Source organism: Tolypothrix sp. PCC 7712, from assembly GCF_025860405.1.
Taxonomy (GTDB): Bacteria; Cyanobacteriota; Cyanobacteriia; order Cyanobacteriales; family Nostocaceae; genus Aulosira; species Aulosira diplosiphon.
In genome coordinates this window covers 2,363,652-2,377,132 of the sequence record NZ_CP063785.1, presented here as the reverse complement: position 1 = coordinate 2,377,132, position 13,481 = coordinate 2,363,652, and the positions used below count along the sequence as shown (strand labels likewise).

The window sequence follows — 13,481 nt, the reverse complement described above, 5'->3', positions numbered from 1 at the left end:
TTTATTTAGCGATCAAAACGACGGGATAATTGTTGAAGACGCTTGCGGTCTAAGGGATTGGGTAGTATGTAGTACAAGGCAACAATGATAAAAACTAATTTTGCTAATGTCAGGCTGACAAAAGATACGGCGATCGCAAATAAATAGGCTAAGGGTGCAATTAAGTTACGACGGTGAACAAAAGCAATAAAGTTTTTATCCTCTTGAGTCTCATCTAAGAGGCGATAAGTTGAAGCATACCACCACATTACATCCATAGCTATGCCAGCTAGGACTAAAGTTGAAGCGTAGGCAATGATTGCAATTCTTTGATTAGGATACTCGCTCAGTAAAGCTGTGGGGAAAGGCATCGAAGCAACACATAGCAAAAAGAGAATATTTAGCCATAACAAGACTCTATCATGGCGTTTGATGTGCATAAATGTGTTGTGATGACTGATCCAATAAATGCCTAAGACAATAAAACTGATGATATGGGCGATAATTTTTGGTAATAGATGCATCAGTGCATGAGGCAGTTCTTTATCTATCAAATCTGGTTCGATATGGGGAACTTTAATCTCTAGCACTAACAAGGTGATGACAATCGCAAAAACGCCATCACTTAAAGCTATTATGCGCTCATTTCCATGAAAAGCAGCCCCTGGTTTTTCATTTTTAACAGTATTGTCTTCGTTAGACATTAGTGGCGATCTCCTGAATCCTCTTCCTAATTTTGTGTCAGTATGGCATACATAATGTAGGAAAAGTATAAATTATTAAAGTCCTACGCAAAACTGTGAAACTCTGATGATTGCCTCAACAAAATTAGAGTGGGGGAGGATTGTCTTCATCTGTAAAACCTTGGCTAATTTCCACAATATTGCCATCTGGATCGGCTACCCAAACAGTACGCCAGCCAGGAATATAATCATCAAAATTGAGAGGGCCAAGGGTAATTTTGGCATCGTCTCCCATTTCTGCTAATTTGCCATCGACGCTATCAACTTTAAAAGCTAATTGACGTACTCCTGGATATTGCGGCCCGTCATTAATTGGTGGTGGTACGGGAGATTCTTCTTTAGCTTTAAATAGTTCCAAATAAAAGGCAGAATCTGCCATTTTGATAAATACTATCTGGTCGCCATCAGGGAGTTTTGCGACTCTAGCGCGTTTAAAACCAAAATATTTGCTGTAAAACTTTTCAGTGGCGATCGGATCTTTACAAGTAAGTGCAACCTGAGAAAAGATTTGTAAACCCATAACTGGTTTTATCCTTAATTTTTCTTAACGTTCTGCTAGAATTTCAATGATTTTTTTGGCAAATAAGTGAGCATGACCGCCACTACGCCCTGTGACTAAATCACCATCTACAACGACATCTTCGTTGGTATAGATAGCGCCCATATTTACTACATCACCATGCAGGTTGTTATGACAAGTTACGGGGCGACCCTTGACTAACTCTGGTACAGGAGATACTAACCACATCCCATGACAAATAATTCCCTTGAGAATATTTTTGTCTGCGAATGCTCTTTGAAGAAACTCACAGGCGGGAGGAAGTTGAGTCACATCTTCTGTGTATCGCAAGCGGTCAGAAACCATTGCAGATGGCACTATGATTGCCGCATAAGTTTTAAGTTCATCATCATCTATAGTTTCAAAACTTTTGTGACACTCAAAGGGCGCATGATATTCATGTCCTTTGAAAGTTAGATATGATTGACCCCAAAGGCGACTGAGAAAATGCAGTTCTGCACCTTCTTCGGGAAAGCGGTAATTGTAATACCAAATCTCATGTTCGTAAAAGTCGCTTTCAATTAGGATACCAATCTTTTTTCCTTTGAGTTTCATAATTTTGGCTTAACCTTCAGGATCTATTTGGGCAACAATTTTTCCTCTGACATGGCGACCAGAAAGACGCACTAAGGCTTGAGGAATTTCTTCTAAAGAAATTACTTCTTGGAGGATGGGATTAATTTGATGTTGGGTAACTAATTTCGCTAACTCTCTACCAATTTCTGCTAGTTCTGCTTGAGATTTCATATCACCTAATAAATAAGCCATTCCTAAAGCAATGTCGTGCACAGAAATGGCTTTGCCAAAGGATTGTAAATGGCTGAAATTAGGTAATCCTGCTACACAGGCAATACCGCCACCAAAAGCTAGCAATTCTAGTCCATCGGTGGCATGAGCAGAACTAACCGTATCAATTATGGCATCAACCCCTCGTCCCTGGGTAATTTCCCTGACTCTAGCGCTGACATCCTCACTGTTGTAATCGATGACTTCACTAGCGCCTAATTGACGTACCCATTCTTTGTTACGACTAGAACAGGTAGAAATTACCTTGAGTCCGGCGAGGGACGCTAATTGCACAGCAAAGCCTCCCACTCCTCCCGCACCTCCATGAATGAGGATGGTTTGGTCTGGTTGGATATGTAATTTGCGATAAAGAACTTGGTAGGCGGTAAACCCGGCACAAGGTAAAGCCGCAGCCGCAGTAAAAGAGAGATCATCGGGTAAAGCTGCAATAGTATGGGCGGTGGTAATGGCCCATTGGGCAAACCCACCTGGCTTGGAGAAATCGCCGTGATAATAAATGCGATCGCCTATTTCCCAACCAGTGACGTTGGCACCAATAGCATCTATAGTACCAGCCACATCTAGACCAGGAATAAAAGGGTAATTCCAACTGGGAAATCCCCGCCCCATAAATTGATAATCTGCTGGATTTAAGCCGACAGCCTTGACTTTGACTCTGACTTCTCCCTCTGCGGGTTGGGGCTGAGTTACTTGGGCAAGGCGGAGGGTTTGTGGAGAACCTGGTCGGTCGAGAATCAGTGCTTTCATTAAATCTGCTTGCAACTCAGCTACCCTTTTGATTAGTAGACAATTCAGTTACCGCTATCCTCAAGTTCTGGTAAATAATGTTTTTCTTTCTTCTCTACAATTTCGCGGTCTGACTTTACGGAAAGTCTGGTTTTTATCTATATGCTCAGTATTGGTTTATAACTCCAATAGGCTGTAAAACCTAGGAAAATCAATAAATATTGAAGTTAAACAACTACAATACCAATTCTGTCTAAAGCGCGAGTCAAGGTGCGTTTGATGTTGACCTCCATCAGATGAGCACGATATTCTGCAGAAGCATAGCGATCGCCTACTATAGAACCCACACTTTCCTTAGCCAATGTAGAGGCTGCTGCTATATTTTCTGCTGTAGGTGCTTTACCCTCTATAGCAGCCTCAACTTGAGTTAATCTGACAGCATAGGGGGTTACACCAGTTACCGCCACACGGCATTTCCCGACTATACCATTGTTGATTTCACCAACAGCGATGGCAATCCCACAAAGAGTATAGCCAGTTGCAGGATGCTTAAAACTTTGATAAGCACTACCTTTACCAGAAGCATCAGTTGGTAAATTAATTGATGTGACAATTTCTTTTAACTGCCAATTACTTTGAAAAGCTTTAGCAATCAATGGCGCTGCTTCAATCTGATGGCTACCTTCTGTATCAAGAGTATTAAAAGTCGCCTCTAGCGCTAAAGCTACTGCTGTGAAATCACAAGCTAAGTCGCGATAGGCAAAAACATCACCAATTGTTTGCCAGTTACGGATTTGAGCGTCTCCAATGTTGTTAACAGCCTCAAACAGCGCTGGATAATTCTCCTGAATTTCGCGAGATGCTGCTACTTGAGCATAAGTAGTCATAGCATTAATTTGGAGGATATTACCTGGTTGATGGTTAATTCCTCGCAAACTGCCAATTTTACCTAAATCTACCAGCAGGGAAGGAGAAATACTACCCCGCTTCATTTCTGCAATCAGGCTGTGACTACCAGCTAAAATCAAAGCCTCTGCATTATCTTTCAAGAAGTTCACTGCAGCTTCCAGGCTTTCTGGCGCTACATAGTCAAATTGAACGGGAAGCATATTAATTTTTTCTCTTGATTATGGCTGTTTCAACATCAGGGACGAACTAAATGATTTTGATACCGATAAATTTCCCCATCTATGTACTGGGTAATTATTTTATCAGGTGTCTGCTAATATTTGTTTTTAGTTCTAATAAGAATTTAATAGAAATTATGCGGTTTCTCGAGTTAATATTTCTAGCTAGAAAACCTTAAGATTTTCTATACTTTTAATATTTCGTATGCGAATAAATTATTTGTACATTTAGGTCTCAAAATTCTCAATTTAAGATTTTATACTACTTCATTTATCAAATATTTAACTTTTAGTTAATGAACTTGAATCACAGCTTTGCAGTTTTTCCATAACCTCGGCTAGTTATACACCTATAGATAACTAAAGGATATAAACCAAGATTCTCTTGAAATCTAGCTATTTTTTGAATTCCTTTAAAGATTCATAACTGTATTTGAATATAACTTTTTTAAATCTGAAAACATTTCTGTTTTCATGCTCTTGCTGTATGATTTATCACATAGCAGTTGAGAATGAAATTCAAGCCCATAAAAAGCATAACTATGTCATAGGTGCTGAGGATTCTATTGCAGCTTTCAGGGTTTTCCATCCCAATGTTGCACATTTAACTCGCAAAGGAAAGTTAGATACTCCTTTAAGAAGATTGAGCTTTTGTAATTCTCTGGGAAATTCAGTTTCTCCTTGCATCATGCTATGAAAAGATTCGATCATATTGAGGGCTTCGCTAAGGCTTTTACCTTGAACATAACCAGCCATTAAATCAGCTGAGGCGATGGAGATAGCACAACCTTCACCTTGGAATTTAATCTCCTCAATAGTGTCGCTAGCTTGATTGAGTTTTAAAGTTAGTTCGATATTGTCGCCACAATAGGGGTTAGAACATTTGTGATAGCGATGAACTGGAATTGTTGTACCCCTATACCTAGGTTTTTTAGAGCGTTCCTGAATTACTTGCTCGAAAGTGTGTCGCTGATTCTCCGGAGAGGCCATTGCTCTTTGGGAAGCCATTTCACTTTTAATGATCTAGTAATTAGATTAGACGAGTGTAATATAACACTATTCATTCCCAGTGAATGTAAATTTTTCAATCATTGCTAGGGGCATTCTAGCATCTTGATGTTTTGCTTGATATGAGTAGATTTCAAGCTAATAAAATTTGACTTTAGCTGACTTATGGAATGCCAGCATAGCAATTAATTTTCCTCTAATAGATGAGGTTGTTAATATAAATTGTTACATTTTTGAATAACTAAATAGCTATAAAATGATTTACCTCTAAACTAAAAATCCCTTTTTAGACCATCTAATACCAATTTGAAAAAAGAAAGCGACAGATTGTAGGGGCAAGGTAGTGGCCATTGGTGTCAACTTAACGTGAAACCCGCTCTTGTGCAAGGTTTCGCCCTCACCCCCAGCCCCTCTCCCACAGGGAGAAGGGAGCCAGAGATTTAGTTCCCCTTCTCCAGGGGGAGAAGGGGTTAGGGGATGAGGGCGGGAGGTATTTGTACAATGCCCGCCCTCGCTTTTAGCTTAAGTTGACACCAATGGGCAGTGCCTTGAACTCTATTTGATTTGGGAGAAAAAGTGTTGTTATAGATATAAGTCTAGCCCGCATAAGCGGGCTAAAAAATTAACTGAAATTTATAATCAAGTTAGAGATTAGCCAAACACAAATTTAGCGCTTTCGGCTTGTAGTTGAGCTTGGGTAATCCCCAAGAATGTGGCAACATTAGTACCTTTGACACCCAGAATAGCGTTGCTTTGAGCATCTTGGCTAAAGGTGAGGTCAGTTTTTTGATAACTGCCAATTCCTACGACATCTGCGCCTAGTACAAAATCAGTGATGGTGTTCGCAGCCGTTGGGATTTCCGCATTCACCAGCCAGAACTGATCGCTACCAGCACCACCAGTGAGGACGTTATTACCGCCACTCTGAACATAGAAGATGTCGTTACCTTCACCACCCAAAGCGCGATCGCCTGCACCCAGGAAGAATGTATCATCGCCAACGCCACCGGAAATGCGATTACCACCTTGACCATCGGTAGCATCAAAGGTATCGTTACCCGAACCACCAAACACGCGATCGCTCTTGCTGACATAAATAATATCGTCATTGCTACCAGCAAAAATGCTGTTGCGCCCAATTTGCGAAGCAGTAAGATCTATTTCGTCATTACCAGCACCTGTGAAAACTATTTCCCGGTTACCCTTAAATTCTGGTTGTCCTGCAATTAAGGTATCTGCGTTAGGAGTACCAAAACTTTGCTTTTGTGGGTTAGCAATAAAGTCAGATGAATCAAGCTGAACTGCTCCCTTAACTACAGCCAAGACTTTTTGAGTGTCAGTTACTTTGATTTCGACATTCCCGCTAGTAGGAGTAATGGTTAACTGATCGAAAGACAAATCATCTAAGAGTTTGATTTTGTCTTGACTTTTTTCAAAGTCATTAATGGTGTCAGTTCCATCATTTCCAGCGAATACAAAAGTATCTTTACCAGGATTACCCCAGATATTATCGTTACCTAAACCGCCTGCGATCGTATCATCGCCTTCACCACCATAGATGGTGTCATCTCCAGCTTTACCATTGATTGTGTCATTGCTTTGATATCCAGAAATGATATCTTCAATGTCACTACCATCAAGAGTGTCTCCGGTTGTTGTACCCCAATAAATATTAGTTAGTTTGCCATTATAATTTCTTGTCCAAGTCCCACCTTGACGGGATGAATAACCGAAGGCGTTATACTGCTCGAAGAAGCTAACTGTATCAATCTTGGCGACTTGTTGACCTGTAGCTTGATCGACTTCGTGTTTAATGTGGAAGTTGTAAGCAAACGGCCCATCTGTGAGAATCCCTGTACTATTATTCCTATACAAGAACCGTCCAAAGATGGCGACATTATCGGGGTCTGCAGAATCAGGAACAATTTTTTCAATATAAAAGTTAGTAGCCGGTGCTTGATCTGGCCAGCGTGTTCCTAGTACATCAACAACTTGGAAGAGATTGAAAATAAAACCTTGAGTGCCATCAATTCCAGTCCATTCTTTTGTAGTAGGTGTGATGCGATAGCGTTCAGCAGAAAATGCATCATCTGATGTATAGGTGTTATTTTCTCCTTGAATAACTATGTAACGGGAGTTTTGAGTGAAATTCTCTTTAATGTACTTGAAGATGTCACCAGTAAAGAAAGATTGGAAGAAACCAAGTACTAAAGATTTATTCTCATTTGCGTCTCCAATTACATTATCTGGTGTGGTCACACCGATTTTAAAATCTGGTCTAACATCTTGAAACTTATCTGCTGTCAACTGAGCAGCAGTCACATTTTTAACAATTGCTAAAGTGGGTAGATTTGAACCAGTCAGCTTAATTTCTGCACCATTAACACCATCAGAAATAGTTAATTTGCTGTAGGTTAATGTTCCTCCTAGACCGATTTTGTCCCCATCAGCAATAGAAAAGTCGTTAATTGTAGAGGTTGTAGGTTCAGATGTCAGATCAAATAGATCATCAAGAATAAATGTATCTCTTCCAGAACCACCTGTGAGGGTATTGATTCCTGTATGACCATTGATCAAATCATTACCTGCACCGCCATCTATAACATCATTTCCACTACCCCCATAAAACTCATCATCACCCTCCAAACCAATTAAGGTGTCGTTACCTTGTAAGCCATATAGTTGGTCGTTGGAATAGTTAGGGTCGTAGTACTTTGTTTTATCTGCAAAGCCAGTGAGTAGATCATCCTTACCGGTACCCCATTGAATATAAAGTGGCAAAAATAGTCGTTCATCTACTTTGCCCTGTTGAAAGGGGTTATTGTTAACAGGATTACCATTTTCATCAATCAGATATCCCTTGGGATCGTATTGACGACCAAATAAGGGGTGCTGTACATAGTCATTTGGGTTTAATTCTGGAACCGTCGGAAAACGAAAATCTTCTGGATTAGGCCCGGTTTTAATTATTGGTGTGACCTGCAAACCATATTGTTCTCTAAAGGTTCCACCTTCACGCATAGATGCGGCTAAGGTATGAGGATCTGTCCAGAAGTGATAGGTCTTAATTTTGCCTTCTAGACCATCTTCAAACTCAATATCAATACGGAAAGGTGACCTAGCAGTATTTCCAGTAAACTTGTTGCGGAATTCAAATTCCCCATATACTGCCAAATTATCATCATTGGCAATTATTCCATAGGGATATGGCGAAGTTTTACCCTTAGCCGTAGCATACTCATCTGTGTTGGTGATGAAGGAAACTATTTCAAAGTTATTAAAAAAGTCTTTATAAAAATCAATTACTCCATCCGGCCCAACAAAGTTGTCACTAAACGGTATCAAGTCACGAGTTTCATGAGCTACAGATGCATCTGTATAAGCATTGGTGTCTTGTTGAGTAGTTTCTGTTGTATAACCACCAACTCTAGGAACGACTTTGACATCGTAAAGGTTAAAGATACCTTTAGAGGGATCAGAAGTGAGAAAGTTAAGTCCTTTAAGTGGTAAACCACCTTTGGAATCTGAATATTTTGTGGGTGTTTTAGAAATGAGGCTTTCCGGGCCTGTTTCGTCTCCTCTACCTAACCTTTCTTCACCTCCACGGATAAAGATAAATCGCCCATTGTTAGCAAAGAAATTAGCCGCTTTTTCTGATATAGTTCCGTCTTTTTGCGCTTTAAAGAAATTTTCTAATAGCTGTATATGCTTTTGTTCTTCCAAGCTGTATCCGGTCATATGAATAGATAAACTCCGTCTAGTTTGTTGTGTGTACTTTCCTGGTAAACACCATGAATGAATTACAGAGATTTTTAAAGCGAAAAAACCCATGAAAGCTTTATCCCAAATTTTCCCAGTTCTGTTGCATCATTAAAGAGTAAATATCTGGAATGAATTTGAGATTGTATTGGGGGTTATATAGACTACAGACCGAATGTACTGTATTTCTGAAATCTACCAGAATAAATTTATCGAAAGCCTGAACCCCAATACTGCTCGGTTAAGGATTTTAAACTCTTAATTTGGTTTGGGGAAAAGGTGAAAGGGTAAGGGTTAAAGGTTTATTTCTTGCCCCTTTTCCCCTTCCCCTTTTCCCCTTAACCGACAAGTATTGGCCTGAAACCTGATTGTTAAAGGATTATTTTAATGGCAAATTCTTGACCGTGGGATTTTACTGTTTTGAAAAAAAATGCAACAGATAGAAGGGGCAAGGCATTGCCTTGACCTCTAGAATATATTGATGTGTTGCAAACATTATTTGAATTAGTATTAATTACTTGCAGGTTATTTAATTAAGTAATGCTTGATTTATACTCTCAATAAACTATTAATATGCGTAGAAAAAATAAAAGCCCGCTTAGGCAGGCTTAAAAATTAAATCAAATTCACAATTGAATTTGTAATAATAGCAGAGTCACAAATTCGAGATTAGATAAACACGAATTTAGCGCTTTCGGTTTCTAGTTGAGCTTGGGTAATCCCCAGGAATGTGGCAACATTAGTACTATTGACAGCCAGAATGGCATTGCTTTGAGCATCTTGGCTAAAAGTAAAAGTGACGTTAGCTTTTTGATAGCCACCAATTTTCACGATATCTGTACCTAGTACAAAATCAGTGATAGTATTAGGATTTTTTGGGATCTCCGCATTCAGCAGCCGGAAGGTGTCAGCACCCGCACCACCCGTGAGGATGTTATTACCGCCACTCTGAACATAGAAAATATCGTTACCTTCACCACCCAAAGCGCGATCTCCTTCACCGAGGTAGAATTCATCATCGCCAACGCCACCAGACATGCGGTTACCACCTTTACTATCGATAGCGTAGAAGGTATCGTTACCGGAACCACCAAATACGCGATCATTCTTGCTGACATAGATAGTATCATCATTGCTACCAGCAAAAATGCTGTTGCGCCCGATTTGCGAATCAGTCACATCTATTTCGTCATTACCAGCACCGGTGAAAATTATCTCTCGGTTCCCCTTAAATTCTGCTTGTCCTACAATTAAGGTATCTGCGTTAGGAGTACCAATATTTTGCTTTTGTGGGTTAGCAATAAAGTCAGATGAATCAAGCTGAACTCCACCCTTAACTACAGCCAAGACTTTTTGAGTGTCAGTTACCTTGATTTCGACATTTCCATTAGTAGGAGTAATGGTTAACTGATCGAAAGACAAATCATCTAAGAGTTTGATTTTGTCTTGACCTTTTTCAAAGTCATTAATGGTGTCAGTTCCATTATTTCCAGCAAATACAAAAGTATCTTTTCCTCCACCACCAATCAAGGTGTCATTACCTTTTCCGCCATTGATGGTATCGTCACCTTGATAGCCATATATTTGGTCGTTGCGATCGCCGCCAGTAATTTCATCTCCGCCTGTGGTACCAAAGGTAAAATCAACGGTTTGATCTGCACTTAAATTAGCAGTCCAAGTCCCACTTTTGCGAGCAGCGATACTATAAGAATAGGCATCTTCATAGAAATGGATAAAATCTACTTTGCCACTGGTGGGGTTAATGTGAAAGTCATAGGCAAAGGGTACATCATGAACGTTTTTGGTATTTTTATCCCGATATTCAAACCGTCCAAATAAGGCTAAATCCGGCCCATTTTGGAAAACATCATCGATCAAAAACTTAGTGATTGAATCTGTTAAGTCGTTAGCTTCCCCAAGACTACCGATAAATGCTTGGGCACCTGCAATCCCTTGCCATTCTTGAGTAGGAGGGGTGATGCCAAAACGCTCATGAGAGAAGGATACAGAGTAACCGTTGATATCAGAATTGTATTCTTCAAAATAGGAGTTCTGGCTTTCAATGATGATGTACTTAACATCATCGGCGAAATTATTAGCAATGTAGTCTATTATGGTGCCGTCACCAAAAGCGTTAAAGAAGCCGAGAACTGTTTGGCGATAACCTGCTTCTGCTTGTGTAGTAAAGTTTGCTGGGTCAGCATTGTCTGTTGGGTAACCTCTAAAAGCCGGAAATTCCTGTAAAACAGTAGATTTAGTCTGATCGCCAGCTTCAATAAAGTCATCTGTCGTAATTTGGCTAGCGTTAATGTTCTTCAGAAGTGCTAGCTTTTCACCTGTGCTATTGAGACTAATCGCTGTATCAGCACCCTGTTGCTCAATTTTGAGCATACTAAAGGTGATTTTAGGCGCTAACTCAGTAACATTTATTCCATCTGTCGAATCTAATAAGGCTGGTGCTCCCACCAACTTATCTACACCATCGACAAAGTCGGTAACTGTCAAGAATCCTTCGTCTGTAGGTTTAGCAACTTTGGCATCGGAGTACAACACGAAGAAGTCATTACCAGCACCCCCAGTAGCAGTATCAAAACCAATACCACCCCAGAGAATATCATTACCATCGCCACCAGTTAGAGAATCGTTACCACTACCACCGTTGAGGTAGTCATCACCGCTACCACCAGTTATAGTGTCATTACCTTGGTAACCATAGATGACATCCCTGAGTTGGTTGGAGTTGGTGTCTCCAGTCAAGTTTTCGTCGGCTCTAGTACCCCAGCGAATATTGACGGGATGGATTGCACCTAGAGGACTGGTACTATTTTGCTCCCATAGGTTGACACCATACTGTCCTTGCCAAGTACCACCTTCACGGGAGCCGGCTGCGTAAGCAAAAGAGTTGTCGTAATAATGATATAGCTGTATCTTGCCATCATTACTCATCGTAATGTTGATGGCAAAAGGAGTACTAACAAAGTTACCTGTACGCGAGTGAACGTACCGCAGGTAGCCGTAAACTGCGACTTTATTACCTTCGGCAATGTATTTTAGGTCATTGAATTGGAAGAACTTGCTATTAAAGTCAAAGTCAGCTTGCAACGCGGCGATGAAATTCTTAACACCTGCTGGGCCGATGTATTCTGTGGTCTCTGGAACAAGAGCATTGCGCTCGTGAGAGAATCGATCGTCAGCATAAGCATTGGTATCATTGAGATTTTTCTGTGGTGTCTCTCCACCGGTAAAAGCTAGTTGAAATACCTTATTACCGTTTGCATCTAAGCCATCGTATAGTTCTTTACCACCACGGACGATGATAAATCTGCCATCGGATGTGACATTGCTATCAATGTATTGATTGAGTGCTGTAGCATTTTTCTGGCGAAAAGACGCGAAAAAGCCTTTAACTACATTGATATTGTTTTGTTCTTGGGTAGTGTAAGCCATATTATCCTCTTTGTTGAGTATTTATGATATTTGACAATCCAAAAAGTTACTACTTCTCCAGTATTTTTTCTACAAAATCATCATTAAATAAAGTTCTGTGATTGAATTATGCATGGTAATTTTTGACAATTACCATGCTAATTTTTTAATTGATGTTTAGTACATTAACTACTATTTAGTAATTTTTCAAAATTTTAGTTCTGAGCAGTTGATTCTCTCAATCTCCCTCTCAAAGTAACGAAAATATTGCTAAAAAATTTTCAATTTTATAATAGGTTTTAATTGAACCTATAAAACCTATTATTGCCAGAACGCAGGAAAAATCAAAAATATAAATAGCATCCTTTCTATTACTTTGAAATTGTTTAGACGCTCTCTATATGTTACCTAGCCGCAAATAGTAGACTATGTACTAAATAACCAAATTTTTGCAGTTATGAATCTTCTGCAGCCTTGCGCCTGTGGTTTAGGATAGCGCCTTAATTGCACGGGTTAAGTTAGATACACATTACAGGAAATTCACCTTTTCTTGTGATGATGTTCCAAAAAATTGGAAATATCTCAATACCTTCAAATAGTCTTTTACCCTCTAAAGCATCAGCTGGTTTGTTAGCTGATACTTGGATAATTGCCTGCTTTTAGCTTGATATTTGATATCTTCAATAGTGCTAGGAATGTAATTGAGTTATCTTGTTGGATAGATGCTGTCAATACAGTCAGAATTATAACATTTATGATACCTATGAACGCTATAGAATTTTATCTCTGTGACAAAGTGTCTGAGAGCTTTATTGAAGAGCTTGCTAGCAATTGGTTTGTTGATGATATTGAAGAATGATTTACCTTAGTGGTGCCATAATAATATTGATGACCTAGTAATTACCGAGATAGGTATAATCTAACTGAGATGTACTGCTTATTTTATGTAAATTTAAGCATAAAAACTGATTGGTTTGGTAGCTTCTATATCTAATTACATCACCAGGACGGCAAGATGCCAACCCCAGAAAAGTTGCATTTTATAAAGTATAAAAATTTATAAAATTTCAGTATTATCACTATTTTAAATATAAAGCAAATTTAAAAACGCTGCATAAAAATCGAGTTAAACCTAGAAAAGATGACGAGTCTGGCGATTTACCCGACTACAGGCTATCAATCCCAACTTTATTAAAACTTTATATAAGTGCTTATGCTGATGTTACAGTAAATAATATTACTAAATTAATATTTTACTATGCAGTTATATGTTTGCGATCGCAGCCTCTGAGAGTTCGGCAATTCCAACTAAAAAAATATTCCATCACTCTGTTTGAGATTGTCATT

The 13,481-nt window shown here is 39.4% G+C and carries 8 protein-coding genes; all 8 read right to left on the bottom strand.

Going from position 1 to position 13,481, the window contains the following annotated elements:
• Positions 1-5: 5 nt before the first annotated feature.
• The gene (locus HGR01_RS09670; protein ID WP_045874485.1) at positions 6-683 is read right to left on the bottom strand and encodes a TMEM175 family protein; all 678 of its coding nucleotides are present in this window, start codon (positions 681-683) and stop codon (positions 6-8) included.
• A 124-nt stretch (positions 684-807) separates the two neighbouring features.
• The gene (locus tag HGR01_RS09665; protein WP_045874484.1) at positions 808-1,242 is read right to left on the bottom strand and encodes a VOC family protein; all 435 of its coding nucleotides are present in this window, start codon (positions 1,240-1,242) and stop codon (positions 808-810) included.
• Positions 1,243-1,266: 24 nt separating this feature from the next.
• A complete protein-coding gene (locus HGR01_RS09660) occupies positions 1,267-1,836 on the bottom strand; it encodes a DJ-1/PfpI family protein (protein ID WP_045874483.1) in 570 nt (189 codons plus the stop codon).
• 9 nt (positions 1,837-1,845) lie between these two features.
• Positions 1,846-2,850: a zinc-binding dehydrogenase gene (locus tag HGR01_RS09655; RefSeq protein ID WP_210403147.1), complete on the bottom strand. Its 1,005-nt coding sequence runs from the start codon at positions 2,848-2,850 to the stop codon at positions 1,846-1,848.
• A 191-nt stretch (positions 2,851-3,041) separates the two neighbouring features.
• Positions 3,042-3,923 (bottom strand): FAD binding domain-containing protein, encoded by an 882-nt coding sequence (locus tag HGR01_RS09650; protein WP_045874481.1) that lies wholly within the window; start codon positions 3,921-3,923, stop codon positions 3,042-3,044.
• Positions 3,924-4,481: 558 nt separating this feature from the next.
• The gene (gene sufU, locus HGR01_RS09645; protein ID WP_228045537.1) at positions 4,482-4,949 is read right to left on the bottom strand and encodes a Fe-S cluster assembly sulfur transfer protein SufU; all 468 of its coding nucleotides are present in this window, start codon (positions 4,947-4,949) and stop codon (positions 4,482-4,484) included.
• A gap of 651 nt (positions 4,950-5,600) precedes the next feature.
• Positions 5,601-8,780 carry a calcium-binding protein gene (locus HGR01_RS41800; protein ID WP_045874480.1) on the bottom strand — a complete coding sequence of 1,060 codons (3,180 nt, stop codon included), beginning with the start codon at positions 8,778-8,780 and terminating at the stop codon, positions 5,601-5,603.
• Positions 8,781-9,377: 597 nt separating this feature from the next.
• Positions 9,378-12,155, bottom strand: coding sequence for a hypothetical protein (locus HGR01_RS09630; RefSeq protein ID WP_045874479.1), 2,778 nt, complete (start codon positions 12,153-12,155; stop codon positions 9,378-9,380).
• Between the last annotated feature and the right edge of the window lie 1,326 nt (positions 12,156-13,481).

Coding starts and splice junctions, on each gene's coding strand:
- HGR01_RS09670 (WP_045874485.1), bottom strand. CDS start 683: ATGTCTAACGAAGACAATACTGTTAAAAATGAAAAACCAGGGGCTGCT.
- HGR01_RS09665 (WP_045874484.1), bottom strand. CDS start 1,242: ATGGGTTTACAAATCTTTTCTCAGGTTGCACTTACTTGTAAAGATCCG.
- HGR01_RS09660 (WP_045874483.1), bottom strand. CDS start 1,836: ATGAAACTCAAAGGAAAAAAGATTGGTATCCTAATTGAAAGCGACTTT.
- HGR01_RS09650 (WP_045874481.1), bottom strand. CDS start 3,923: ATGCTTCCCGTTCAATTTGACTATGTAGCGCCAGAAAGCCTGGAAGCT.
- sufU (WP_228045537.1), bottom strand. CDS start 4,949: ATGGCTTCCCAAAGAGCAATGGCCTCTCCGGAGAATCAGCGACACACT.
- HGR01_RS41800 (WP_045874480.1), bottom strand. CDS start 8,780: ATGGGTTTTTTCGCTTTAAAAATCTCTGTAATTCATTCATGGTGTTTA.
- HGR01_RS09630 (WP_045874479.1), bottom strand. CDS start 12,155: ATGGCTTACACTACCCAAGAACAAAACAATATCAATGTAGTTAAAGGC.